At 70.7% G+C, this 25,020-nt stretch carries 20 protein-coding genes and 1 pseudogene; 7 read left to right on the forward strand and 14 right to left on the reverse strand.

Translation table 11 applies throughout. The features are described 5' to 3' along the window. Positions 1–170: 170 nt before the first annotated feature. From AC07AB_RS33395 to AC07AB_RS33435, 9 genes are all read right to left on the reverse strand, one after another. Positions 171–1,736 carry a carbamoyltransferase C-terminal domain-containing protein gene (locus AC07AB_RS33395; RefSeq protein WP_478575040.1) on the reverse strand — a complete coding sequence of 522 codons (1,566 nt, stop codon included), beginning with the start codon at positions 1,734–1,736 and terminating at the stop codon, positions 171–173. Positions 1,737–1,817: 81 nt separating this feature from the next. Next, complete coding sequence (hisN, locus tag AC07AB_RS33400; protein ID WP_478575042.1) at positions 1,818–2,654, reverse strand: histidinol-phosphatase; 837 nt, start codon at positions 2,652–2,654, stop codon at positions 1,818–1,820. Between the two features lie 79 nt (positions 2,655–2,733). After that, complete coding sequence (locus tag AC07AB_RS33405; RefSeq protein ID WP_478575045.1) at positions 2,734–3,423, reverse strand: methyltransferase; 690 nt, start codon at positions 3,421–3,423, stop codon at positions 2,734–2,736. 25 nt (positions 3,424–3,448) lie between these two features. Further along, entirely contained in the window at positions 3,449–4,738 is a 1,290-nt protein-coding gene (locus AC07AB_RS33410) for a DegT/DnrJ/EryC1/StrS aminotransferase family protein (protein ID WP_478575048.1), read from the reverse strand. Continuing rightward, positions 4,735–4,896: a hypothetical protein gene (locus AC07AB_RS33415; RefSeq protein ID WP_478575051.1), complete on the reverse strand. Its 162-nt coding sequence runs from the start codon at positions 4,894–4,896 to the stop codon at positions 4,735–4,737. The genes AC07AB_RS33410 and AC07AB_RS33415 overlap by 4 nt, the downstream gene beginning before the upstream one ends. 34 nt (positions 4,897–4,930) lie before the next feature. Beyond that, on the reverse strand, positions 4,931–5,953 hold the full coding sequence (locus AC07AB_RS33420; protein ID WP_478575054.1) for a Gfo/Idh/MocA family protein: 1,023 nt from the start codon (positions 5,951–5,953) through the stop codon (positions 4,931–4,933). A 96-nt stretch (positions 5,954–6,049) separates the two neighbouring features. Continuing rightward, positions 6,050–6,523, reverse strand: coding sequence for an NUDIX hydrolase (locus tag AC07AB_RS33425; protein WP_478575057.1), 474 nt, complete (start codon positions 6,521–6,523; stop codon positions 6,050–6,052). 1,081 nt (positions 6,524–7,604) lie between these two features. Continuing rightward, complete coding sequence (locus AC07AB_RS33430; protein WP_478575060.1) at positions 7,605–8,447, reverse strand: SAM-dependent methyltransferase; 843 nt, start codon at positions 8,445–8,447, stop codon at positions 7,605–7,607. A gap of 29 nt (positions 8,448–8,476) precedes the next feature. Further along, the gene (locus AC07AB_RS33435; RefSeq protein WP_478575063.1) at positions 8,477–8,674 is read right to left on the reverse strand and encodes a hypothetical protein; all 198 of its coding nucleotides are present in this window, start codon (positions 8,672–8,674) and stop codon (positions 8,477–8,479) included. 742 nt (positions 8,675–9,416) lie between these two features. Between AC07AB_RS33435 and AC07AB_RS33440 the strand changes: the two genes are divergently transcribed. Both AC07AB_RS33440 and AC07AB_RS33445 read left to right on the forward strand, forming a co-directional pair. Further along, positions 9,417–10,943 carry a PLL family lectin gene (locus tag AC07AB_RS33440; RefSeq protein WP_478575065.1) on the forward strand — a complete coding sequence of 509 codons (1,527 nt, stop codon included), beginning with the start codon at positions 9,417–9,419 and terminating at the stop codon, positions 10,941–10,943. Between the two features lie 108 nt (positions 10,944–11,051). Beyond that, positions 11,052–12,914 carry an nSTAND1 domain-containing NTPase gene (locus AC07AB_RS33445; protein ID WP_478575068.1) on the forward strand — a complete coding sequence of 621 codons (1,863 nt, stop codon included), beginning with the start codon at positions 11,052–11,054 and terminating at the stop codon, positions 12,912–12,914. Positions 12,915–13,382: 468 nt separating this feature from the next. On the opposite strand, the gene AC07AB_RS33450 is transcribed toward AC07AB_RS33445, so the two are convergent. Then, complete coding sequence (locus AC07AB_RS33450; protein WP_478575071.1) at positions 13,383–13,895, reverse strand: MarR family winged helix-turn-helix transcriptional regulator; 513 nt, start codon at positions 13,893–13,895, stop codon at positions 13,383–13,385. Positions 13,896–13,980: 85 nt separating this feature from the next. On the opposite strand from AC07AB_RS33450, the gene AC07AB_RS33455 reads away from it, so the two are divergent. Next, positions 13,981–14,382 carry a hypothetical protein gene (locus tag AC07AB_RS33455; RefSeq protein ID WP_478575074.1) on the forward strand — a complete coding sequence of 134 codons (402 nt, stop codon included), beginning with the start codon at positions 13,981–13,983 and terminating at the stop codon, positions 14,380–14,382. Continuing rightward, positions 14,379–15,881: an FAD-dependent monooxygenase gene (locus tag AC07AB_RS33460; RefSeq protein WP_478575077.1), complete on the forward strand. Its 1,503-nt coding sequence runs from the start codon at positions 14,379–14,381 to the stop codon at positions 15,879–15,881. The genes AC07AB_RS33455 and AC07AB_RS33460 overlap by 4 nt, the downstream gene beginning before the upstream one ends. 405 nt (positions 15,882–16,286) lie before the next feature. On the opposite strand, the gene AC07AB_RS33465 is transcribed toward AC07AB_RS33460, so the two are convergent. The 4 genes from AC07AB_RS33465 to AC07AB_RS33480 form a co-directional block, all read right to left on the reverse strand. Then, positions 16,287–17,393 carry a methyltransferase domain-containing protein gene (locus AC07AB_RS33465; RefSeq protein WP_478575080.1) on the reverse strand — a complete coding sequence of 369 codons (1,107 nt, stop codon included), beginning with the start codon at positions 17,391–17,393 and terminating at the stop codon, positions 16,287–16,289. A 424-nt stretch (positions 17,394–17,817) separates the two neighbouring features. Next, positions 17,818–18,741, reverse strand: coding sequence for an SMP-30/gluconolactonase/LRE family protein (locus AC07AB_RS33470; protein WP_478575082.1), 924 nt, complete (start codon positions 18,739–18,741; stop codon positions 17,818–17,820). Between the two features lie 57 nt (positions 18,742–18,798). After that, positions 18,799–19,728 carry a GNAT family N-acetyltransferase gene (locus tag AC07AB_RS33475; RefSeq protein ID WP_478575085.1) on the reverse strand — a complete coding sequence of 310 codons (930 nt, stop codon included), beginning with the start codon at positions 19,726–19,728 and terminating at the stop codon, positions 18,799–18,801. Then, positions 19,725–19,967, reverse strand: coding sequence for a hypothetical protein (locus tag AC07AB_RS33480; RefSeq protein ID WP_478575087.1), 243 nt, complete (start codon positions 19,965–19,967; stop codon positions 19,725–19,727). The genes AC07AB_RS33475 and AC07AB_RS33480 overlap by 4 nt, the downstream gene beginning before the upstream one ends. Positions 19,968–20,191: 224 nt before the next feature. Between AC07AB_RS33480 and AC07AB_RS33485 the strand changes: the two genes are divergently transcribed. The 3 genes and pseudogenes from AC07AB_RS33485 (at position 20,192) to AC07AB_RS33495 (ending at position 24,886) form a co-directional block, all read left to right on the forward strand. Further along, positions 20,192–21,115 (forward strand): IclR family transcriptional regulator, encoded by a 924-nt coding sequence (locus AC07AB_RS33485; protein WP_478575090.1) that lies wholly within the window; start codon positions 20,192–20,194, stop codon positions 21,113–21,115. 526 nt (positions 21,116–21,641) lie between these two features. Next, positions 21,642–23,544 (forward strand): annotated as a pseudogene (locus AC07AB_RS33490) (peptidase C14). Positions 23,545–23,626: 82 nt separating this feature from the next. Further along, positions 23,627–24,886: a Gfo/Idh/MocA family protein gene (locus AC07AB_RS33495; RefSeq protein ID WP_478575092.1), complete on the forward strand. Its 1,260-nt coding sequence runs from the start codon at positions 23,627–23,629 to the stop codon at positions 24,884–24,886. Positions 24,887–25,020 lie beyond the last annotated feature (134 nt).

Genomic DNA, 25,020 nt, shown 5'->3' on the forward strand with positions numbered 1-25,020 from the left:
CGACACTGATGACTTCCAGCCGTAGGCCGCGCAGCACGACAGGGCAAGGGGCGCCTCGGTGTCGATGTACCGACAGGGGACCTGTTGGCTTCCCGTCACCTCGAAGCCCGCTTCCGCGACGTCACAGCGAGCGATATTTAGGATCGCCACCCGATTTGACGGCGGGCACGTTATCGCCGCGGGGTGATGAAGGTGTCATTCACGACGTATCCATCCAGCCCGTGGAGTTCGCCGTACGCGATCAAGTCGCTGTTGCGGTTGATGAATCCGCGTCCCGAATAGTTGAGCGAGGTGTTGCAGAGGACGCTGAATCCGGTCAATTCGCCGAAGGAGGTCAGCAGAGCGGCGATTTCCGGGTTCGCCGTCGGGTCGACGGTCTGGATGCGAGCCGTCCCGTCGACGTGCGTCACCGCCCGCAGTTCGCTGGACTCGACCTGGCTGAAGTACAGCATGTAGGGATCGGGTACCCCTCCGCCGAACCAGCGGCCCGCGTCCTGCTCCAGGCAGATCGGGGCGATGGGGCGGTAGCCCTCGCGCTGCTTGATCTTGTTGAGCCTGGCTGTCGTCTCCACGGTGAAGGGGGCGGCCAGGATCGACCGATTTCCGAGCGCGCGGGGCCCGATTTCCCAGCGGCCCTGTGCCCAGCCGATGATGTTCCCGTCGCGGAGGTAGCGGGCGACCTCGCTGTAGCGCACCGGGCGGATTTCGTAGCGCTGCGGGTCGAATTCCATGTCCTCGACGAATTCGCCTCCCGCGTAGACGTCCCAGTCCAGGCCGGCCGACCCGGTGTAGAAGTGCTGGGCGTCGATGGCGGTCCCGATCGCGGAGCCGCTGTCGTTGGGGCACGGCGGGACGAACACCGCGGGGAAGAGCCCGCACTCGCGCCAGCGGCGGTTCCACTCGCAGTTGAGTCCGCACCCCCCTGAGATGAGCAGTGGGAGCCCCTCCGTCAAATGCTCCCGGGCGTATGCGTGGAACCGGTCGAAGATGGCGTTCGACAGGCGAGCGGCGAGGCTCTTGTAGGCGCTCGATTCCACGCCGATGTTGTGGAACGGGGAATCGGTCATCCGGTCTTTCAGGCTGCCGGTGATGACGTTCTTCTGGCCGAGGATGAAGTCGATGACTTCCTGTTCCGCCTGGGTAGCCGACTGGTGCTCGGCGAATCCGGCCAGGGCCATCTGCTTGCCCGCGTCCTGGAAGCGGACGAATTCTTCGTGCGGACTGTACTTGGGATCTGCGAGCGCGAAGCCGTACGAGTACTTGTTGCCCGGGTAGTTGAGCACTTCCTTGAGGTGGGTCACCTTCCCGTGCTCGTCGATGCGGTAGAACGAGCCGATGTTCCCCTCCCACACCAGGCTGTAGAAGGGCTGGTCCCGACTCAATGCCGACATTCCATAGGACGTCATGATGTGGGAGCGCTCGTGGGTGGAGGAGAAGACGCGCACGTTCTTCCCGAAGAACCGGCCGGCCTCGTCCGAGATCGCGGATGCGCCCACACCGTAGTACCCGGCACGCGAGGGTTGGTCGGTGGCCTGGGTGCCCTTGATCCAGCCGCTCATGGCGATGACGTCCGGCTGCTTGTCCAGCCGCTCCGCCGCTACGGCGAACACCTCGGCGGTCAGACCGCTGTAGCGGACGAACGAGTCCTTCTCCGCCTCCAGGGAGAAGAGCAGCCTGCCGTCTTCGACGGCTGCAATCGCCCCGTCATGGCCTTCCTTCAAGGAAAGAATCAACATGGTGGACCTTTTCTCTGTGGATTTCCGACCTGACGGCCTGACAGTTGGGCGCCGGGAGCAAACGGGGAAAGCACTTCGGGCTCATGCCGGGTCGTCGAGGTCTTCCGCGACGTCATCGAAGGCGGCACCGGGCGGGGCCGAAAGGACTTTCAGGGCGAGTTCATGCAGCTGTGGGTTGGCGGACAGGGCGCCGGTGCCGCTCTGGGGCGAGGCGCCCAGGAGATCGGTGCAGGCACCACCGGCTTCCTCCACGAGGATCTGTACCGCGGTGATATCCCAGGGGTTCACGACCGGTTCGGCCGCGATGTCGAGAGTTCCTTCAGCAACCATGCAGTGTTGGAGGAAGTCTCCGAAGGCACGGTCCTCCCAGCACGCTTCGGCCAGGCGCAGATATGCCTCACGTGAGTGGAAGGTGTCCCAGGTACGTGTGCTGGTGGTGGACAGGTAGGCGTCGGCAAGGCGGGTGTTGTCGGAGACCCGCAGGGGCAGGGGGGTGCTGTCGGGCGCCCCGCGGCGCAGCCAGGCGCCCTGTTGGTGCGCCGCCCACCAGCGGCTGTGCAGGGCGGGGGCGCTGATCACGCCGACGGTGGGCCGGCCGTTCTCCAGCAAGGCGATCAGGGTGGCCCAGACCGGTACCCCGCGCAGGAAGTTCTTGGTGCCGTCGATGGGGTCGACCATCCAGGTGCGCCCGGCCGTGACGGAGCCGCCCGTCTCCTCCCCGGCGAAGGCGTCGTCCGGGCGGGCGGACCTCAGTGCCTCGCGTACGGCGGTCTCGACGGCGGTGTCCGCGTCGGTCACGGGCGTACGGTCCAGCTTCTCCTCGATGCGCAGGTCGCGGGCCTGGAAGCGGCGGTTCGTGATGCTGTCGGCGATATCGCCGAGTCGCAGGGCCAGTTCGAGATCGTCCTGTTGTGACATGGAGCGCCTCACCGCACACCTCGTGGTTCTCGGGGGCTCAGCCTTTGGCGATCCGGCCGGAGCGCCAAGGGCTGCCGGATCACTTTGCCCGCAGTTCGAGCAGGTGGTATTCCATGACCCGCACTTCCTCGATCCGGCGCACGCGCCGCAGCAGTTCGACCCGCATGCCGGCTTCCTCGGCGAGAACGTCGATCCGTTCGCGGTCCCCGAGGTCGGCAGTGCCCAGCAGCAGCCTGCCACCGTCGGCCAGATGCTCATGGGCGCCGGCGATGTACCGGGCCTGGCCCTGGTAGCCCGGGTCGAAGACGGCGGAGTGCAGATCGGTGGAGAGCGAGAAGCCGTCCTCCACATAGGTCCAGGGCACGTTCCAGAAGATGGCGTCGTAGCGCTCCATGGGCCCGAGCGCCGTGTACATGTCGCTGTGGAGGACGCGTACCCGGTCGCTCACACCGTGCCGCTCGGCATTGGCAACCGTGTTGGCCACTGCTTTTTCGTTGATGTCCAGCGCGGTGACGGAGGCGCAGCCGTTGAACGCGGCGGTCACGGAGATGACGCCCGTGCCACAGCCGACCTCCAGGAACGAGCCACCCTCGGGGTAGGGCACGATCGAGGCCATCACCTCGGTGGCGGCGCTCAGGGTGCCGGGGAAGACGCCTCGGTGCAGGCTCCATTCCCGCCCCAGCAGGGTGAAGGAGTCCGGCAGGTCGTCACCCACGAGGGCGTGCTGCAGGACCTGGGCCACGTCCTCGGGGGACTCCTCGAACGTCATGGTCGCTACCTCTCGGTGGTGTTGGTCATCGGGACGGGTCGGCCGCGTACCGTACGAGTGCTTCGCGGTGACGGCCGATCTTGCGGAAGGCTTCGGCGTACTGGTCGATGAGCGCCGTGTCCCCGGGCCAGTTGGTGAAGGTGGGCAGGGACAGCGCGTGCCGCTCGACGTACTCGGCGTGTGAGCCGGTCTCCGGTGCGGTGCCCTTCTTCGGCGTTCCGGGAAAGAGGGGGTTCTCCGGGCGGGCGTAGAGCGGCAGGGTGGACAGCCGGGGGCCGGAGGGGGCGCCCACTTCCATGCCTTCGGCGCGCAGCGCCTCGATGAGTACGGCGCGTGGGACGCCGCCCAGCGCCTCGGGCCGGTAGAGCGGTTTGTAGCCGTACCAGGCGCCCATGTCGACGTGGTCGGCAACGTGTACCGGCTCCAGATAGGTTACGTCGGCGAGTTGCTCGCTGAAGTGGCGCAGGCAGCGGTGCCGGGCCTCCTTGCGTACCGGGAACGCCGCGAGCGCGTGCCGGGCGACGATGGCGTTGAACGGCGACATGCGCAGCTTGAGCCCGAAGCCGGTGACCCAGTACTCACGCAGTTCCTCGTCGAGGACGGCGTCCCGGGAGCGGTCCCGGTAGTGCCCGAGGAGAGTGGCGCGGTCGTGCACCTCGGGGTCGCTCGTGACGAGGATGCCGCCCTCCCCCGCGTAGACGGCCTTGTTGGCCTGGAGGGAGAAGACCGCGGCGTCGCCGAAGGTGCCGACGGGCTTGCCCTTGTAGTGGCTGCCATGGGCGTGGGAGCAGTCCTCCAGCACGCGCAGCCCGTGGCGCTCGGCGATCGGCAGGATCGCGTCCATATCGCAGGGGTGGCCCCACTGGTGGACGACTGTGACCACCTTGGTGTGCTCGGTGAGCGCGGCTTGGAGTGCTTTGGGGTCCAGGCCGCGGGTGTCGGGGTCGATGTCGGCCAGGACCACATCCCCGCGGAGCGCGAAGACGGGGCTCAGCGCCGCGTGGTAGGTGAGCGCCGGTCCCACGACGTCCACGCCTTCGCGCACACCGAGCGCGAAGTAGGCGGCGAGGAGGGCGCTGGTACCGGAGTTGAAGGTGATCGCGAAGCGGGCTCCGCCGTTCAGGAAGGCGAGGAAGTCGTCCTCAAGCCGGCCGATGGGACCGCTGTTGCCTTTGATGGAGATGTCGGTGTTCCGCTGCTCGGCCAGTTCGGACAGCTCCGCCTCGTCGGCCGGGGGTGGCCAGACCTCGTGCGGCAGCGGCTGTTCGATGGCGGGTGCGCCTCCGAGGAGGGCGAGTTGCTCGGCGGTGGTCATGTGTCCTTCCTGCTTTCGCGGGTGGGCATGGCGGGTCTGGTGCGTCGGGCCTGGTCGGTGCGCGTACGGCCGAAGGGACGGTACGGAGTGCGCTGTGCGGTGATCTCGCTCGGCCCGTCGTCCTCGGTGATGGGAAGGGCGAAGGCGACGGTCTCCACGGCGTCTTGTTCTTTCAGGCGCACTGGTCGGCTTTCAGGCGCAGCGGTCGGCGAGCCCGTTCTGTTCACGTAGCCGATCCCGGTAGATCCCGTCGATCGTGCGCACGGCGACGAGTTGACGCTGGAGGTGGTCCTGACGGTAGTAGCGGTCGTCCAGGTGTCCCAGATGGTGGGCGATCATGGAACGCACGGCGTCGGTCTTGGGGCCTTCCCAGGCGTAGCGCTCCAACGGCAGCCCTCCGCTGGAGTGCAGGACGGCGGCCCCGGGGGCGACGTTCAACGCGCCCTCCGTACCGAGCACGCAGAGGTGTTCGGTCTTCTCGTAGTTATGGCGTGAGATGCGCAGCGAGCCCGCCAACCCTGTTGAGGGATAACTGCACATGAGGCTGACGAGGTCCTCCAGTCGACGGTCCCGCATCTCCTGGTACTGGTACACGAAGGCGGAGTGCACCCGAGGGGGTTCGGGCTCCGGGAACATTCCGCTGAGCACATCGATGAGGTGGTATCCCATATCGAGAAGCACACCGCCCATCGCCTGCTCCCTGGACGCGCGCCAACCCGTGGTCGGATGAGCCAGGTTGAAGTGGTAGTCGTAGGTGAACCAATAGGGCTTCCCGATCCGCGCGAGGTTCTCCCGGGCGTACTGGAATACGGGGTTGAAGTTCCGTTGCAGCAGCGTGAAGACGCTGCGGTCAGCCCGTTGCGCCAGGTGTATCAGTTGCCGGGCTTCCTGTTCGGTGACGGCGAACGGCTTCTCCTTGATGACATGCCTACCGTGAGCCAGGAGTTCCGTACAGACCGGGAAGTGTTCGCTGTGCGGCACGGTGACCACTGCGGCGTCGAAGTCGACTCCTTCCAGTGCCTCACTGAGAATATCGTAATGCGGGAACCCCAATTCGCCGGCGAGCGATGGGGCCGCCGGGGCAGGGTCGACGCCGCCGACGATATCCGCGCTCTCCCGCACGAACGGCAGATACTCTTTTCCCTGATGCCCGGCAAATCCGACCGCCAATACTCGCGGTCGCCGACGCACGTCCTTCAACCTGTCACCGGCCATGCAGAATATCCTCCCCGTAAAATATCACTTGAGGATGGTGCGGGCAGCCAGGAAAGGTTCATGGAGATCCCGATCGGACTTTTGGTCGCAGGCGGTTCAGAGGGCTCTGTGGCTCTTCCCGGCAGCGTCGGCGAGCCAGGCGTGTGCCGCGGTCACAACGTCTTTGATAAAGGTGCTTCCGCTACGCAGTGCGTTTTCGTCGAGCAGCGAGACCCCCTCGGCCGCCACCCAGGCGAACTCGGTGTGCTTGTCCCGTTCGAGTTCGGGCGATGAGAGGTCACCGTCCACCTCGACGACATAGTCCGACTCGATGTGCCGTATTCCGATCGCCGTCCACTCTTCGTGCGCCACCCGGGCGAGAACGCGGCGCAGCCGCCACCCGGTCTCCTCCGCTATCTCCCGGTGGAGCGCGCCCAGGAGGGACTCCCCCTCCTCCACGGCTCCGCCGACGACGTCCCAGCATTCGGGGAAGAGGCGCCGGCCGGCCGAGCGGCGCTGGACGAAGATCCGGTCGTACGGGTCGCGGATCAGCGCCCCCACCACCAGCCGGGGTTCGGTTACATCGGTCACCTCAGCCGCCACCGATGGGTTTGCGGGCCGCGGATTCCCGGGCCGGGACTGAAGGGACTGAACGAGACATGGGGTCCCAGCCGGACCTACGGCCACACGCTTTTTCTCTCGGGGCCAGCCGACCATTCTTTCCTCATTTCACCTGCACATGAAAGTCGCGTGCACTACGCCAGGTAAACCATATGGAGCCGAACAACCCAAGCGGCAATAATGGAATGGCCCGAATTCAGTGGATCGTGATGACTCGCGGACCTGAATTCCCCTCTGAACACTACGCTGGAATCCTAGGAGGCGCATGGGGCCACACAAGACTCCGGACGCCTCAACTTCCCCTTGACACGTCGTCAACTCGCAATGTCGAGGAGTGCGGCCCGGTGGGTACCGCGCATCCCGTTGGGTGGCGCAGGTGTTCGGATGGCCCGCGCCGATCCGCGGTCCGCTATCGCCTCGGCCCACCTACTCCATAGACGAGGGATTTCCTCATAAGGATCACACAAGGCTTCGGACGCCTCAACTTCTTCTTGACACGTCGTCAACTCGTAATGCCGAGGGGTGTGACTAGGTGGGTGCCGCGCATCCCGTTGGGTGGTGCAGGTGTTCGGATGGCCCGCGCCGATCCGCGGTCCGCTATCGCCTCGGCCCACCTACTCCGCAGGCGAGGAGTTTCCTCATCGCGCTCCCCTTAAACAATCATTTTCTGCCACCATTGGCTGTTCCACTGTTGAATGTGTTGGCCAGATTCACCACTCATCGTGGCTCGGCGACGCCGCCCGTCGACCATATCGACGCGCAGGAGACGACGCTCGATGGGCTGGACCGCCCGGACCGCGACTGCGGCAGTGTCCAGAACCTGGCGCAAGCCCACAGTTCTTGTGGGCGAACTCCGATACCAGGAGCCGCTTCGGCGATTACCAGGCCGCCGGGGCCGAAGGAGTTGGCCGGCGGGCAGGCGAGGCTGTGTTCGCCGTCACGGTACCCACCGGGCCGGAGAAGCAGGATCCTGCCGACCCGGGGCCGGGTCGCGCTGCCGGTCGGCAGGGTCCTGTAGCACCTCTCCCGCTCCCCCGGGCGGGTCCTCCGGTCACAGGCGGCGGGCGACCAGGAAGACATAGCCGATCTGTGGGAGCGCACCGAACCGGGGAAAGGAGCGGGTGGAGTTGAAGAACTCGTAGTGGGGGTCATCGGCGGAGGGCGCGACATCGTCGAAGGCATCGGCGAACGCCTGGTAGGTGCGCCGGACATGCTCTCCGATGTCGTCGAACTCCACCACCTCCAGACCTGCCCGGTCGAGGGCCGTGCGGAGCTCCGCCGGTTCGGGCAGCGAGGGGGACTGGAAGGCCCGGCACGTCTGGCGGACCAGATCCGCGGTATCCCCGGTCACCGGCGACCGGAGCAGTACATCGGTGATGACCAGCGGGCTACCGGGCCGCAGGGTCCGGGCGATCTCGGTGAGGGCCGTGGTCCGGTCGCGGATGTGCATCATGGACTCGATCGCCCAGGCACCGTCGAAGGACGCGGCTTCGAAGGGCAGCGCGCAGGCGTCCGCGTACCGGAAGTCCACCCGGTCGGCGAGCCCGGTGGCGTCCGCCCGGCTTCGGGCGAGGTCGATATCCTGGTTGCTGACCGATACTCCCGACACACCGGCGCCGGTGGCCTGGGCGATGCGCAGGGCGGGCCGTCCGGTCCCGCAGCCGACGTCCAGCAGGCGCCGGCCGGGTGCGGCGGCCAGCCGCCTCGCCACGAGGTCGGTGAGCCGGTCGGTGGCTTGGTTCAGCGAGCGATCGTCCGCGTCGCTGTCCCAATAGCCGACGTGGATGTTCCCGTCGACGGCCGCGGTGTCCACGGCCTCGGTGTGCTCGTCATGGAGCCGGCCGACGTCCGGTGAGGACGGGACGGTGTGGTGCACGGACGGGTCGTCGGTCATCGAGGTCTCCCGAACATGAGGGGGATGTGTCAGCTGATGAAGAGGCTCATCTGTCGCGCTTCACCGAGTGAGCGGTCCAAGGCTTCCAGGACGGACGCGATGCCCTGGTCCGCATGGACGGCCGTGGCGCTGTGGGCCTTCCGCTGTGGGTGACCGGTACCCAGGATCTTCGGCGATTCATCCTTGCGGGCCTGCGGAACGTTCTGAACCACCGCGCCCTCCGACACCGGGGGCGTTGCTGCTGACGTGACGTACGGGGAACATTACGTGGTCCGCACCGGCGTGCAACGGCGCAATCTGCCGCGCCACTTCCCGAACTGGAACACGGCCTGATCGGGTGAAGCGGACGGCGCGGGAGCCGTCGTAGCGCGCGCCCACGTGGTGCGTCGCCGTGAGGTCCTGGTGGGTACCGGCGAAGCGGTAGGGCCGCTCCATCCCCTGGGTTTCGGTGGATTCGGTGACGCCTCGGGGCTGGAGGAGGCACATGGACCCGGGCTCGTGGCCGAGCGCCGGTCACCACGTTGTTCGGACCTTGATTGTTCGGTGCCGCTCTCCGACAACGAACAACGTGCTTTTGCTAAGCAGAGGGAACCTGGCCGTGCAATCACCTGCGCACAGGCCGGCGGCGGCCCTCCATGCCGGATGACGAAAGCGGCGGTGTTCCCCGATGGGTGTTCGTCCGGAAGACGGTTCACCGCGTACGCGGCGGCGGTCGCCGTCGTGTACGCGGACTGAGGCGGCCCATGCCACGCCTGGCCCGGCCTCCCGCGCCCGCACGCCCTACGACCAGCGCCACATCTTCTACCAAGCCGCCGACGAACTGGCTCCGGGACCCCGGGACGCGGCGGACCGTGGCCGCCCTGTGGGACGGCGCACTCGGCTGGCCACCGGGCGATGAGTGCTTCGGCACGCCCGTAGAACCGTCATCGGCGCGGCCGTCGCCGATAACACGAGAGGCAGGGAACCCCCATGGTCACCAGACGCAACGTCATCCAGTTCGGCGGACTCGCCGTCGGCGCGTGGGCGCTCGCGGCGCCGTCGATCGCGTACGCGGGGACGCGCAAGCCCCCGCCGGGCGATCACGTGCCCGCGACGGAGCTCAGCCCGCGGATCGCCTGTGCGGTGCCGCCCAACCACGACGTCGAGGTCATCAAGACCGTCTACAAGGTCGGCAGCGACCTCCGGGTGAACGACAAGGTCATGCTCGCCGGATTCGAGGCCGGCTGGGTCGAGTCGCGCATGAACAACCTCGGCTGCGGCGACCGCGACTCCGTGGGTGTCTTCCAGCAGCGCCCGAGTCAGGGCTGGGGCACACGCGAGCAGTGCATGAACGTGGCGTACGCCTCGAATTCCTTCTTCACCCGCGCCATAGGCGTCGACCGCGCCAACCCGGGCTGGAGCGCCGGCCAAGTCGCGCAGGGAGTACAGCGGTCGGCGTTTCCGGACCGCTACGACCGGTCCGGGTCGAAGGCCCGCGCGCTCATCGAGGAAGCCGCGCGGCTCAATCACCCCCAGCCGCCCGTGACGACGGTGCCGGGGTCATCGGCGTATGAGTGGGGCAATCAGCAGCACGCGTTCGGGCGGGCCCCGGACAATACGCTGTCGCATTGGTACTGGACGCCGGATTCCGGGGTCAATTTGGTGACGTGGGGCGCGCAGAAACTGGTGGGGAAGCCCAACGGCTTCGTATGGCACGACCAGCAGCACGCGTTCGGCCGGAGCCCGGCCAATACGCTGGCGCACTGGTGGTGGACGCCCCAAGGGGGTGTGGCGTACGCGGACTGGGGCGGTGAGTGTTTCAGCGATCCGGCGACGTATGTGTGGGGCATGTACGACCAGCAGCACATCTTCGCGAAGGGCGCCAACGAGTCGCTGTTCCACTGGTTCTGGGACCCGGCGACGCAGCGGGTGGAGCGGGTGGAGTGGGGTCGTCAGGGGTTCGTCGGGAATCCCTCGGGGTTCGCCTGGGTGGATCAGCAGCATGTATTCGCGCGGTCGCCGCGGAATACTCTGGCGCACTGGTGGTGGACCCCTCAGGGCGGCGTGGCCTATGCGGACTGGGGCGGTCAGTGCTTCAGCGATCCGGCGAGTTATGTGTTCTCGCCGTACAACCAGCAGCATATTTTCGGGCGTGCGGCCGATGACACATTGTTCCATTGGTTCTGGGACCCGGGTACGCAGCGGGTCGAGACGGTGAGTTGGGGGCCGCAGAAGTTCGTGGGCAACCCCTCCGGTTTCGTCTGGCACGACCAGCAGCACGTGGTGGCACGGACCGCGCAGAACACGTTGGCGCACTGGTGGTGGACCCCGCAGGGCGGCGTCGCGTACGCGGACTGGGGCGGCGAATGCCACGCCGATCCGGCCTCCTACGCCTTCACGCCCTACGACCAGCAGCACATCTTCTCCAAGGCCGCCGACGGCGAGCTCTCCCACTGGTTTTGGGACCCGGGGACTCAGAAGGTCGAGACTGTCCTGTGGGGCGGCAAGCTCGCCTGACCGTCGCGGACTTCTGAAATATCGAGAACGCTGGTGCCCGGCTGCCCCTCTGGTCAACAATTCGGGGCAACGAGGGAGGTGTCGCCAGTGCCCCGTAAGGAGCGCCCGTTGGACGCGGGAGACACCCCGGCCCTGCTGTTCGCCGCGGACCTTCGCCGCTTGCGCCACAAGGCCGGGAACCCGACGTACCGTCAACTCTCGGAGCGCGCCCACTATTCGATAGCGACGCTGTCGAGCGCCGCCGCGGGCCGCTCACTGCCCTCACGGACGGTGGCTCTGGCCTATGTCCGCGCCTGCGAGGGCGACGTGACGGGCTGGGAGCGCAAGTGGCACGAGGTGGCCGCGCAGATCGCGACCACCGCCGCGGCGACCGCCGGGCCGGCCGACGCGCGGGGTGAGCGGCGCCCGCCCTACGTCGGCTTGTCGGCGTTCCAGCCCGACGACGCCGACTGGTTCTTCGGGCGGGAGCGCCTCGTCGAGGACCTGGCCGCGCGGCTCCGTCGGCAGCGGCTCGTCGTCGTGTGCGGGCCGTCCGGCTCCGGCAAGTCCTCGATCCTGCGCGCTGGTCTGCTGCCGCGCCTGTGGGCCGCGCCGGGGCCGCGCAGCGCCTTCGTCCTCACTCCGGGGCCGAGCCCCTGGGAGGAGTGCGCGATACAGCTCGCCGCGGCCGCCCACACCACCCCCGGGCCGCTGCGGAGCGAGCTGGCGGACGGGCGGTTCGGCCTGCACCGTGTCGTCCGCCAGATCGCCGCCGTTCAGGGCGGCGGTACGGACATCGTCCTGGTGATCGACCAGTTCGAGGAGGTCTTCACCCGGTGCGCGTCGCGCGCGCGGCGGGCCGCTTTCATCGCCGGACTGCTCTCCGCCGTCCAGGCGCCGGACAGCCGCTGCCGCGTGGTGCTGGGTATCCGGACGGACTTCTCCGCGCACTGCGCCCAGCATGAGGAGCTGAGCGACGCGCTGCCCGGCGCCCAGGTCCTCGTAGGGCCGATGAGCTCCGACGAACTGCGCAGCGCCATCACACAGCCGGCCCGGCGCGCCGGGCTCAGCGTCGAAGGGCCCCTGCTCGCCACGCTGATGACGTACGCGCAGGGGGAGGCGAGCGTACTGCCCCTGCTCTCCCACGCGCTGCTGGAAACCTGGCGGCGAAGACGGGGCAACGCTCTGACCCTGGCGGCGTTCCAGGCGGGCGGGGGCGTCGAGGGGGCACTCGCGCAGACCGCGGAGCGGGTTTATGCCTGCTTCGACGACGGGCAGCGCGAGGCCGCCCGGCATGTCTTCCTGCGCCTCGCCGCGCTCGGAGAGGGCGCCGGACGCCGCCTTCGGCGGGGCGAGTTGGACTCCCCCGACGACGACCCGCGGGACACGGCGGCCGTGCTCGAACGCGCCGCCACGGCACGTCTGCTCACTCTCGACCGCGACCGGGTGGCCATCACCCACGAGGCGCTCATCCACTGCTGGCCCCGGCTGCGCACGTGGCTCGACGAGAATCGCGACGGACTGCGTCTGCACCGCCAACTCGCCGAGGCCGCCCGGGATTGGAAGGCCCTGGGCGAGGACGACGGCACTCTGTACCGGGGCATCCGCCTGACGTTGGCCCGCGGCCTCGCCGGTTCCGGCGGCGCGCATCTGACCGTTCGCGAGAGAGCCTTCCTGGAGGCCAGTTCGGCGGCCGAGGCCGCGCGGAGCGCCCGAAGCCGTCGGCAGGCCACGCGGCTGCGCCAGCTCGTGGCGCTGCTCGCGGTACTGCTGCTCGTCTCCGTGACCGCCACGGTCGACGCGGTACGGGCCAGGCGAGTCGTCGAGCGGCAGCGCGACGCCGCGCTGTCCCAGGAGATCGTCATGGAGGCCGTCGCCCTGCTCACCCTGCGGCCCGTACCGGCCGCGGGGGTCGGTCTGGCCTCCCTACCGCCCGCGCCCCGCCGACGAGGTGCGCGGCAGCCTGCTGGGCATCATGACGCCCGCGACTGACGGTGCCACGGCGGGTGGCTGAGCCCCCTGGGCCTGAGCACCGACGTGGCCCGGGCCGGGCGGCCGGGCGCGAAACTCGCTGGGCTTCCCGGGCCTGAGCGCCGACGGCCGGAACCCTGGTCGCGAGCCGCCATGACCGCACGGCCCGCCCCCGGAACCCCATGATTCCGCGGCGGCTCTTCGCACCGCTGCGGCGGTGGGCCGTACGCCCCAGCGAGCACGACGGCCACCCGCCGCGTCCACCGCCCGCCTCCCGGCCGGCGCCGGCGACATGGCCGCCGACGCCCCGAAGCCTGCGCCGCGCGCTGCCCAAAAGCCCGTACGCGCCGATGGGCAGCGCCCGGCGCCGGCCCGTTCTCACACGCCGCGCCGCCGTCGGCGCCCGCCGCGGGAAGAACGCGCGGGGGCCCGTCCGTCCGCCCGCGGCGCGAGCCGGGAGAGCGGGCGCGCTGCCCCCGCGCACTCGGCTCATCGTTCGTGGTCCCCCAAAGCGAGCAGCACGGCGCGCAGGTCGCTGTTGAGCCGGCGCTGTTCCTGTACGGACAGTGGAGAGAGCAGGCGCAGTTCGGTTTCGGTCTTGGTGGCGAAGACGTCGAGGGCGCGGTCGGCCCCTTCCCGGGTCAGGCTGACCATGACAGAGCGCCGGTCGTGTGGTGCGAAGTCGCGGGCGGCCCACCCCTTGGCTTCCAGTTTGGCCACTCGGTTGGTGACGGCTCCGGAGGTCAGCTGCATCGCGGTGGCCAGTTGACTGGCCGTCAGCTGGTGCTGCGGCGCACGCAGCAGGCAGGCCAGCAGCTCCAGGGCCCACAACTCGATGCCGTGCGGGGCGAGTTCCCGTTTGAGATCGGTCTCCAAGCGGTGAGTGATGCGGCGCAGGCGGTAGGCGAGGGCCTTGGCCTCCAGCGCCTCGGGGGTGTGCTCCTGTGCGAGGAAGTCGACCATGCCGTCGACGTAGTCGGCTGTTGCGGGTTCCTTGGGCACTGGCGGCCTTTCACGGTTCGGTCGGGCGCTATAGAGTAATGTTCATTATCTTAACGTTCTCCTAATTGGAGGGACAGTGAGAACTGTGCGAGAGAACGCCGGCGCCCTGATCACAGCGGCAGGCATCGCTGCCGCCGCTCCATCTGTCTGGCAGACCATCACCCACATTACGGACGAGACCTACCGCACTCCCGAGGCGCGTCACGGCGAGGGGCACGTCCAGTACCACATGGCGCGAGAGGCGCTGATCACCGCCGGGGCCGTGGGCACCATCGCCATCGGCGTGCTGGCCGGGCCGCGGCGCGGGCGCGCCATGTGGCGGGGGATGGCCGCCGCGGCGGCCGGGTTCACGGCCGCCATGTGGTCCGGGGGGCCGACCACCGGCGTCTGGGCGCCGAACCGCAAGGCGTTCGCCGTCCATGTCGCCTCCACCGCCGGGCTGACCGCCGGCGTGCTGCTGCTGCGGCCGAAGGGAGAAGGCCGGTGAACACGGACGTCGTCGTCGCCGGAGCCGGTCCGGTCGGGCTGCTGACAGCGGCGCTGCTGGACGCCGCGGGGCTACGCGTACAAGTCTTCGAACGCGAGGCCGGGCCCAGCGTGCACTCGAAGGCCAGCACGATGCACCCGCGCACACTGGAGGCGCTCACCGCACTGGAGACCGGCGGTCGGCGGCTGTCCGACATCCTCGTCGACCAAGGGCGCCCGACTCCCCGCGCGCATTTCGCGGCGCTGCCCGCAATGCTGGACTACACGGCTCTGGAGACGCCCTTTCCGTTCGTCCTGATGATCCCGCAGGCGCGCACCGAGCAGACGCTCATCGACTACCTGCGCGGACGCGGCGTGCCCGTGCATTACCGCCGGCCTGTCACCGGAGCCGAGCAGGACGAGTCGACAGTGCGGGTACACACCGGGGACGAGGTGCACGAGGCCCGCTATCTGGTGGGCGCGGACGGCGCGCGCAGCGTGGTGCGCGGTCTGGCGGGCATCGGATTCCCCGGCACCGCCCCCTCCCTCATCGGTTTCGCCGCCGACGTGGAGCTCGCCGATCCAACCGGAACGCCGTCGCACCGCTGGTACCGGGACACCGGCAGCGTGAGCATCATGCCGTTGCCCGACGGCCAGTACCGGATCTTCGGGACAGAGCCCGCCGACACGGGGCTCACGGCCGATGAGGTTCGCGCCCGACGCGCACAGCCGCTGTCGCTGGAGGAGTTGCTCGCCACCCTGCGGCGAATCACCGGCACCGACTGCGGCGTACGTGCCGCGTCCTGGATCTCGAACGCCACGGACAGCACCCGGAACGCCGACCGATACCGGGCCGGGCGGATACTGATCGTCGGCGACGCCGCCCACATCCACCTGCCCGCGGGCGGCCAGGGCCTCAACGTCGGTCTGCAGGATGCCGCGAACCTGGCCTGGAAGCTCGCGGCCGAACACCAGGGCTGGGCTCCGGTCTGGTTGGCCGACGGCCCGTTCGACTACGACAGCGAACGCCGGCCGATCTCGGCGCGACTCGCCGCCAACACCCTCGCCCAGGGCGCCTTGATGAACACCTTCACCCCCGGGGGCGAGGCCCTGAGAGGGATGTTCAGCGACTTCATCGCACAAGGCGGCGACCTGTCACGCGAGTTGACCGGATGGCTGTCCGGACTGGACCTGGCCTACCCGGCCCCGGAAGGCGCCCACCCCTTGACCGGAACCAGGGCGCCCGACCTCGCTCTGACCGAGTCGTCCCTGCTGCACGCCCTGCGCCAGGACGCCTTCGTACTGGCCGACTTCACACCCGCCGGCCGCTTCGCGCACATCGCATCACGCCGCGTCGAAGTACGGTCCGCCCGGCCCGGCCCCGGGGCCTGGTCCGCGCTGGAAGCGGCCCTGATCCGGCCGGACGGCTACGTCGCCGCCGTCGCGGAGCCCACGAACCCGGACACCTTCCCGGACGAGGTCGCCCGGTGGACCACGCCGGCCATGTCCTCCGCTCGGTAGGACATGGCGGACCGCTGGTCAGAGCGGGACGGCACGGGCGCGACCGGCACCGGCGGCAACGGCGCATACGTCACGCCGCGCAACGCTCCGCACGCGCCGGTCGACCGGGCCGACGTACGCCTCGCGGACGGTGCCGACAAGGCTGTCGCAGCCGCCGCGCTGCGGGACGCGGTACGGGCGTCGGGCGCGGGGGTGCGCACCGCCCGGCAGTGGGTGCGGGCGCAGTACCCCGAGACCGACCGGACGACCCGGATGGGCTTCCTGCCGGTCCTCGGCATCGCCCTGCGCCGCGGGGCGATGGAACCGGCGGGCGTACGGGAGTGGCGGCGGGCCCGTCCCGTCCGGTACCGCCTCCGCGTCGCGGCTGTAGTCCGACAAGAAGGCGGTGCGTCCGGCAGGCGTCTCTCAGGCCCCGATGACCTGTTCAGGGGTGTGCAGCCATGTCTGCCGGCGGTCGGGGCCGATGGTCATGCCGAAGGCCGAGGCCGGCGGCCCGCCGAGGTCGAGGTACTGGCCGTAGGCCGTCTCCACCTCCGCCCACAGGCTGCGCGGCCCGTACTGCCACACCGGCTCCCCGGCGTCCGCGATGGCACCCGAGCCGTCCTGGTCCATCAGCCAGACGCGGTCTGTTCCGCCGGTCTCGGCGTGCACCATCGCCACTCCCGGCAGCAACGCCCCCGCGTACAGGGCGAAGCCGAGACTCAGCAGGTCCCGGGGCCCGACCCCGCTGTCGGCGGACCGCGCTGTCGACTGGTCCACTGGTCGGCCGGAGTCGACGGTGCGGTGGGACTTCATCGGCATGTACGAGGCGCCGCCCTTGAACGGGCCGCTCGCGGTGCCGTCCTGGTGGACGCGGAGCTGGAGCACGGCGCCGCTCCAGAAGTCGCGGGCCATCGGGGCGACCAGGGTGCCGCCCGGCTTGACCTGGCGGATCAGCCCGTACGGCACATGCCGCAGGGCGCAGGTGGAGATGAGGCGGTCGTACGGTGCTCCGGGGGCCCAGCCCCACTCGCCGTCGCCTCGTACCACCGTGACACGCGGGGCGCCGGCGGCGGCGAGGTTCTTCTCCGCCTGCTCCGCCAGGAGCGGGTCGATCTCCACGCTGACGACCCGGTCGTCGCCCAGTCGCCGGGCCAGCAGGGCGGCTACGTAGCCGGTGGCCGTGCCGATCTCCAGCACCCGTTCGTCGCCGCGCACATCCAGGCACCCGAGCATGGTGGCGACCATGCTCGGCTTCGAGTTGGAGGACGTCGCGACGCCCGGTCCGCCCTCGTGCCCGTCGTCGACCTGGGTCACCACCGGCTCGTCGCTGTGGACCAGTTGCCACCACTCCTCCTCGCTGGTGACGGGCTCGCACCGGTGCGGGCCCTGGCGCCAGACGCACCGCGGGATGAACCGGTGCCGGGGCGAGCGCTCCCACACGGCGCGCCAGGGCGGGGAGAGCAGACCGCGCCCGTCCAGCATCTCGACGAGCGCGGCGTGCCCCGGGTGCACCGCCCCGGGGACATCCATCGTGGTCATCCGGAGCCGGAGCCGGCGCCGGAGCCGTCGGGGGACGGCGGGGGCGGCGGCGGAGTCCACGGCTTGTCGGAGGGGGGGCCGCTGTGCTTTCCGTCATCGGTCATATGAACGCTCCTGGTCGAACCTGAACCGGCCCTTGCATGCTCCCCACCGACCTCCCCCGCCAAAGGCGCGGTGCGGCTTCCTTCACCGGAAGGGACGAAGGGCCGGTCGCCGTGCTGACGGCGGCCGGTCGGCACGAGGCCCCCGGCTCGCGCCCGCCCTCGCGCCGGCATGAGGCCGTGACGCCTCTCCCGGGGCCTCAGCGACTACATACACATCCCCTCTTCGACCTGTGCCCCTCCTGCACGCGGCCGCACGGGCGGGCGGGCCTGCCCGTCGTCGGCGACCAGCGCTGGGAAAGCCCCCGTTGACGTCAGTGTCGCGGCAGCTGCCCTTCGGCCGCGTTCCACCGGAAGGCCGCCGTGGGGAGGCCGGGGACCGCTACCCGTGCGGTGAGCACCGCGCCGTCCGCCGGGCCGGGGTCCGTCAGGCCGGTACGGGCCGTGGTGATGTACAGCGTGCGCAGGTCGTCCCCGCCCAGGCACAGGCCGGCCGGTTGCCGGGCGGGGAGGGGCAGGACGTGGTCGAGGGTGCCGTCGGCGCGGTAGTGGTGGACGCGGGCCTCGCCCCAGATCGCGCTCCATACCCCGCCCTCGGCGTCCACCGCCATGCCGTCGGGGTATCCGGCGCGCACCGTGGCGAACTCCTCCGGCGCGTGGGCCGGTTCTCCGGTGAGCGGGTCGACGCGGCACGTCAGGATCGTGCCGCGGGCGCTGTCCGCGAGGTACAGCACCGTGCCGTCCGCACTGAAGGCCGGGCCGTTCGGCACGGTCAGGCCGTCGAAGACCCGGTGTACGGAACCGTCGTGGTCCACGCGGTAGAGGCTGCCGGCGCCCGCGTCGGCCGCGTACGGCATGCTCCCCGCCCAGAACCGGCCGTGCGGGTCCGCGGTGCCGTCGTTCATCCGGATGGGGACCGGTGAGGCCTCCTCGGGGCGGGCGAGCCAGTGCGCGGCGGCGTACCCGTCGCGCGTGCCGCCCGTACGGAAGAGGCAGATGCCGGTGCCGGCTGCCGCGATCCACTGCCCGGGGCGGTCTGCGACGGGTGCGACGGCACCCAGCGGAACGTCCAACCGCGCCAACTCGGCGAGCGGACCGGACCGGTGGCCGAGTGGGCCGCGTAGGAGACGGCCGCTCGGGATGTCCACCAGAACGGGGCCGCCCGGGAGCCAGCGGATGCCCTCGCCCAGGTCGAGCCGGTCCGACCAGACGGGCTCCGCGGGAGAATCGGGGTTCATGAGGTTGCGGTTCCTCTCGTAAGGAGGCGGGCCGTAAGGGGGTGGGCGCGCGCCTGGTCAGAAGGAGTCGCCGTACCAGTGGACGGCCCCGGGGGCGCGCGGCACGGCGTGCGCGTGGTCCGGCGGGGCCAGCAGCGGGCGGATCATCCCGAAGTGCTCGGTGCGGACCGTAGCCCCTGTCATGAGGTGAGGCAACGCCTCCAGTACGGCGGGGCCGGGGTCAGGGCCCCGAAGGCGCGCTCTGCGCAGCCCCGCGTGCCGGGCGCGTGCGGCGACGGCCGCGAAGAGCGCCGCCAGGGCGCCGGCCCCCGTCGCCGCGTACTCGCGTACGTCCACGGTCCCCTCGCCGTATGCGGCGACCGCCCAGCCCACGAGCCGGGCGGTGTCCGGGTCCTGCGCGACCAGCCAGTCGCGGGGCGGCCCGTACCAGGCGGGCAGCCTCGTCCGCCAGTCGGCCTCGGTCCGTACCGTGCTCAACGGGCCGGAGGCGCGGGCGAGTTCGGCCAGTGACGGCAGGTCGGCGGGGCACGCGGGGCGGACCCGGTACGGGGCGCGGTCGGGCGGGGCGCCGCTGAGGCCGCCCTCGCGCAGGCGGGTCGGGAAGGTCCGCCAGCCCGATCCCGTATAGACGCCGGGCGCGCCGGTGAACAGCAGCGACCACGCGCAGGACTCCGCCCTCATCGCCGCGACGGCCTCCTGGAGCAATGCGCGGACGAGCCCTTTGCCGCGTGCCTCGGGGCGGGTCACGACGCTGCCGATGCCGCCGCCCCGCACGGGGGCGCCCTCGGCGTCGCGGATGTCGCGGGGCACGTACACGACGACGGCGTCGACCGTGCCGTCGTCGCGGACTGCGAGGAGAGTGCGCCGGTGGCGGCCCGGGTCCAGGGCGTACAGAGCGGGGAGGTGCGGGGCAGCGCCGAAGCAGTCGCCCCACAGGGCGTGCAGGGCGGGCTCGCCGGCGGGGCGGGCGGTGCGGATGAGGCTCACAGCTGACGGCTTCCCGCGATGCGCGCGGTGCCGCCGGGCCCGGGGAGGGCGGTTCGGCGGGTGCCGTTCTCGACGCAGGTGCTGCGCAGGGTCGAGCGCAGGGCGTCGGGGGCGCGGTGGAGGGTGCCGCCGGTGGGGCGGCAGCCGGTGGCCGTCCAGCGGTTGGCGCCCTGGTCGAGGGGCGCGTGCGCGTCATCGCCCTCGGCGGCGGCGGTGGCGCCGTCCTGGCCTGAACTCATGATCGGTGCTCCTTGCGTCGAGAGTCGTTCGGCTCCTCGGGGTCCTGCCCGGCCCCCGAGGAGCCCTGGCGCCATCCGCCGGCAGTCTTCGCAGGAAATTTTCAGAACAGCGTTCTGCACTCCAGAACAGAAAGAATCGTACGGGCCGAAAATCGCAGAGGTCAACCCCCTTTCGGCGCGAACTCGCCCCGGAATTCCCAGAGAAGGCACTACGCTGTTCTGTCATGACGAACAGTGAAGATCCAGCCGAGCCGAAGTACTGGGTCAAGAGCGTGGCGAGGGCCGCGGACATCCTCGAAACCCTGGCCACCGCGGAGCCGGACCGGGGCATGAGCGTCACCGAGATCGCGCGGAGCTGCCGGATCGCCAAGAGCGCCACCTTCGGCATGCTCCAGACCCTGAGGGCGTACGGGCTCGTCTCCGACGACGGCGAGGGCATGAGCCGGCGCTACCGCCTGGGCATGGGGCTCGCGCGACTCGGCGACCGGGCACGGGCCCAGGTGTCCCTGCGGACGATCGCCCACCCGGTGCTGCGCGAGCTGACCTCCCTCACCGGCATGGCCTCGCGCCTCGCGGTGCCCGAGGGCGGCCACGCCGTGGTGGTGGACCAGGTGGAGACGGACCAGCGCATCCGCCTCGAACTGCGCATGGGGCAGCGCGAACTGCCGCACTGCACCGGGCTGGGCAAGGCGCTGCTCTCCGCCCTCTCCCCCGCCGAGGCGGCTCTCGTGGTCGAGCGGTTCGGGCTGCCGCGCCGCACCCCCCGGACGATCACCGACGCGGCGACCCTCCTCGCGCATCTGCGCGACGTCGAGCGGGTCGGCTACGCGCTGGACGACGAGGAGGACGCCGAGGGGGTCATCTGCATCGGCTCCCCGGTCCGCGACCACCTGGGCGGTTGTGCGGGCGCCATCAGCATCACCGGCCTCAAACTCGGTCTGCCCGCGTGGCGTTACCAGGAGCTGGGCGGGCAGGTCAGGGAGGCCGCGCGGCGGATCAGCGTGGGCCTGGGCCAGGAGTCGACCGCACCGGAGGGCGCTGCCCCGCAGGCGGCTGCGCAGCCGGCCGCCCAGCCGCTCGCGCGGCCGGCACGGCTGCCCGGCCCGCGAGACGTACGGCAGGGCGACGGAAGCGCGACCGGATCTTGACGTGGGCCGCGGGCCCCGCGTAGCTTCCCTGCCAACCGCGCTGCCCGTGATCATCACCAGCAGCGCAGCGGCACGGCGGCGACGGTGCGAGCGCGCACCCGACCCGCGTCGCGGCCCGCCCCGGCGCCTGCCCAGTACGCCCCGGCCCCCGGTCGCCCCACTTCTCAGCCATCCGCCCCACGGCAGCACTGCGCAGGAACGCTCCCCCCTCGGCACTTCTCGGAAGGCGAAGTCCGTCATGAGCGTTCCCCCCTCCCGCTCCTCCTCCGCTCCGTCCCCGAACGCCCGGCGCTCGTTCCTGCGCGCCTCGGGCCTGGCCGGGCTGCTCGCCGCCGGCGCAGTGGCCGGATCGGGCCCGGCCGCGGCCCAACCCACCGCGACCCAACCCGCCGCGGCCCCGCTCCCCTCCGGTACGGTCCGCCGCCTCGACACCGTGGCGCGCCTGCGCGAACTGCGCCCCGCGGCAGCCGAGGACGGCACGCTCGCCCTGCTCGCCGGCTACCGCGCGGCAGGTGACGGCGGCGCCATGGCAGTGCGCTGGTCGGCGTCCGCGACCGCCGCCCACAACGGCGGAACCGTCATCGCGCCGACCTCGGCACCGCGCCGCGGCCGCTGGCTCCAACTGCACGACGGCGCCGTCGACCAGCGGACCTTCGGCCACGTCGACGCCGGAACGCCCGCGGACGACGCGCTCGACGCGCTGGTGGCCGACCCCGCCGTACACCGCGTCGAGGCCCGCACCGACCTGCTGTTCCGCAGACGCCATCGGTGGTCCCGGTCCGGCATCGAGCTGGACTTCGGCGGTCACCGCGTCCGTACGGCCGGGATCGAGAAGAACACGCGGGACAACCCCTTCGGGGCGGTGTTCTCCTTCCGCGGCCAGGTCACCGACACCGTGCACCGGCACACCCTGAGCTCCGTGATGCCCGACCTGAGCGACCTCTTCGAGGTGGGCGACTCCGCCGGCTTCGCCGTCGGCCAGTGGTGGGCCGTCGAGGTGAACGCGCTCCAGGGGACGTACGAGAAGGAGGTCCAGCGCCTCGTACAGGTCACCGACGTGGTCGACGGCGGCCACATCCGCGTCGCGTACCAGATCGGCTGGGAGCTGGCGGCGGGGCGCTCCCTGACCTGGACCCGGATCGAGCCGGTGAGCCGCAGCCACGTGCGCGACCTCGTCTTCGAGGGGGCGGGGGACGACGAGTACACCGGCTCGCACCCGGTCGCCTACGAGTACGCGGTGCACTGCGACGTCTCCGGAATCGAGGCCGCCGGCACCTTCTGGCCGGTGGTGATGCGCCGCTGGTGCACCCACTACCGCACCGAGCGGTGCTCGCTGGCCAACCCCAAGTCGGTCACCCATGGCGGGGCCGGCTACCTCACCCAGCAGATCTGCTGCCTCTACGGCCACGTCTCCGACTGCCACACCTCCAACGCCCGCCACCTCAACGACTTCACCGCCTCCGCCTACTGCTACGTGACCAACTGCCATGGCGACGGCGACGACCAGGGGCCGTTCGTCACGCACGGGCAGTTCGAGCACGATCTCGTCTACACCGGCAACTCCGGGCTCATGACCTTCGCCAACTCCGGTACGGCCTGGGGCGGTGCGGCCAAACGGATCACGGTGCGCCGTCACTCCTGCTCGTGGTTCGTGGCCCGGGTCAAGGTCACCGACCTGACCCGGGAGGACATGACCGTCATCGGCAAGAAGTCCCTCGACGGCTCGGGGATGCTCTGGGTCAACGCCGACGGGGTGCAGATGCGCGGCTGCACCGCGAGCGGGCCGCTCATCGTGTCCCGGACGTCCGCCCTCTCCACGCGGCCCAGCACCGTCTCCGACTCGGCGTTCGCCTTCACGGAGAACGCCGAGATCACCCAGGACTCGGTCGACGACCCCGCTGACGCTGGAGCGGACGGCGCTCGCCGGTGTCGACGGCGCGCGCTTCAACGGCGTCGGGCCGCTCGTGCTCGACCACTGCGTCCTCACCGCGTCCGAGGGCGCCGCCCCGGTGACGTACCGGCACCGCGAGGTCCATGTCGAGGGCGGGGAACTGCGCGACGCGGCCGTGCGGCTGGCCGGCTCCGGGGACCAGCGGCTGCGGCTGGCCGGGGTCCGGATCGGCGCGCGCGGGAACGGTCAGGCGCTGCTCTCCCGCGGCGGCGGCGACCGCACCGTGACCTGGCACCTGACCGGCGTCGACGCGCAAGCCCCCGAGGGCCGCGCCCACGTGAGCATCGGCGAGGGGACCAACCGGTACCGCGCGAGCGGCTGCACCTTCACCGGCGGGACCCTGGACCTGCGGCCGGCCGGCTTCGGCGCGGGCAGCCACCTGCTGCGCACCGCGTGCGTCGAGGACGGCACGGCCCGCGCGGCGATGCCGAAGGAGGACGCGCGCATCGCCCACAGCAAGGGCAACCTCCGCCCCTGAGCGCCCCTTGAGCGGCGCCTCTCAGCCATCTCATCCATCTCAGCCGTCATACCCACCCCCTTCAGACTCCCTGGGAACTCTCATGAACCTGCACCACCCCCAGATCACCGACCGCCCGGTCCGGGTCGCCCTCGTCGGCGCCGGCCAGCGCGGTCTCACCTACGCCGACTGGATCACGGCCCACCCGGACCAGGCCGAACTGGTCGCCGTGGCCGACCCGCGCCCCTCCGCCCGCGCCGCCTCCGGCGCGCCCCTGGAGTTCGAGGACTGGCGCCCCCTCGCCGAAGAGCGGATAGCCGACGCGGTCATCGTCGCCACCCAGGACCGCGACCATGTGGAGCCGGTCCTGGCCCTGGCGCGGGCCGGGTACGCGATCCTCGCCGAGAAGCCGCTGGCGCCCACCGAGGAGGAGACCAGGAAGCTCGTCGAGGGGGTGCGCGAGGCGGGCGTGCTGTTCGCCGTCTGCCACGTCCTGCGGTACACGGAGTACACCGACCTGGTGAAGAGCGTCGTGGACTCCGGGGTGCTGGGCGAACTCGTCTCGATGGAGCACCTGGAGCCGGTCGGCTGGTGGCACTACGCGCACAGCTTCGTGCGCGGGCCCTGGCACAGCGAGCAGGACTCCTCGCCGATGATCCTCGCCAAGTCCTGCCACGACCTGGACTGGATCAGCTACGTGCTCGACGCCAGGATCGAGGAGGTCGCGAGCTTCGGCGGCCTCAAGCACTTCCGCCCGGAGAACAAGCCGGCTGGGGCGGCGGACCGGTGCCTGGACTGCGCCGTCGAACCCGACTGCCCGTACAGCGCCCCCAAGCTCTACATGCCGACCCTGCGCGAAGAGGGTTCGGTGTGGCCGGTCACGCACGTCACCGACGCCACCGACGAGGCCGGGCTGCGGGAGGCGCTGCGCACCGGCCCGTACGGCGTGTGCGTGTACGCGGGGGACAACGACGTCGTGGACCACCAGGTGGTCGCGATGCGGCTGAGCGGCTCCCTCACGGCGACCTTCCAGATGGTGGCCTTCACCGAGCAGACGCACCGGCAGACCAGGATCTTCGGCTCGCACGGCTGGCTCAGCGGCGACGGCGAGCGGGTCACCGTGCAGGACTTCCGCACCGGCCGGAGCGAGGTCCACGAGCTGGGCGGGAGCGGTTCGAACGCGGCCGACGGGCACGGCGGCGGCGACACCGCGCTCGTCGCCGCGTTCGTACGGGCGGTCGCCACCGGCGACCCGGAGGCGATCCGCTCCGGCACGGACGCGTCCCTGGGCAGCCACCTCGCCGCCTTCGCCGCGGAGCGGGCCCGGCACACCCGCACCGTCCAGCAGGTGCCCGCCCACTGATCCCGGCCCGCCCGTAGATCCCGCGCCCGGGCGCGGGGGGGGGGGGGGGGGGGGGGGGGGGGGGGGGGTGGGGAGGGGGGGGGGGGGAGGGGGGAGAAAAAAAAAAACGACACCCCACACCACACAACACAAAA

This window comes from Streptomyces sp. NPDC044033, from assembly GCF_056434425.1.

Bases quoted from the DNA above. Each gene is read 5' to 3' on its own strand.
- AC07AB_RS33395 (WP_478575040.1), bottom strand. From the start codon at position 1,736: ATGTTGATTCTTTCCTTGAAGGAAGGCCATGACGGGGCGATTGCAGCC.
- hisN (WP_478575042.1), bottom strand. From the start codon at position 2,654: ATGTCACAACAGGACGATCTCGAACTGGCCCTGCGACTCGGCGATATC.
- AC07AB_RS33405 (WP_478575045.1), bottom strand. From the start codon at position 3,423: ATGACGTTCGAGGAGTCCCCCGAGGACGTGGCCCAGGTCCTGCAGCAC.
- AC07AB_RS33410 (WP_478575048.1), bottom strand. From the start codon at position 4,738: ATGACCACCGCCGAGCAACTCGCCCTCCTCGGAGGCGCACCCGCCATC.
- AC07AB_RS33420 (WP_478575054.1), bottom strand. From the start codon at position 5,953: ATGGCCGGTGACAGGTTGAAGGACGTGCGTCGGCGACCGCGAGTATTG.
- AC07AB_RS33430 (WP_478575060.1), bottom strand. From the start codon at position 8,447: ATGACCGACGACCCGTCCGTGCACCACACCGTCCCGTCCTCACCGGAC.
- AC07AB_RS33440 (WP_478575065.1), top strand. From the start codon at position 9,417: ATGGTCACCAGACGCAACGTCATCCAGTTCGGCGGACTCGCCGTCGGC.
- AC07AB_RS33465 (WP_478575080.1), bottom strand. From the start codon at position 17,393: ATGGATGTCCCCGGGGCGGTGCACCCGGGGCACGCCGCGCTCGTCGAG.
- AC07AB_RS33470 (WP_478575082.1), bottom strand. From the start codon at position 18,741: ATGAACCCCGATTCTCCCGCGGAGCCCGTCTGGTCGGACCGGCTCGAC.
- AC07AB_RS33480 (WP_478575087.1), bottom strand. From the start codon at position 19,967: ATGAGTTCAGGCCAGGACGGCGCCACCGCCGCCGCCGAGGGCGATGAC.
- AC07AB_RS33485 (WP_478575090.1), top strand. From the start codon at position 20,192: ATGACGAACAGTGAAGATCCAGCCGAGCCGAAGTACTGGGTCAAGAGC.
- AC07AB_RS33495 (WP_478575092.1), top strand. From the start codon at position 23,627: ATGAACCTGCACCACCCCCAGATCACCGACCGCCCGGTCCGGGTCGCC.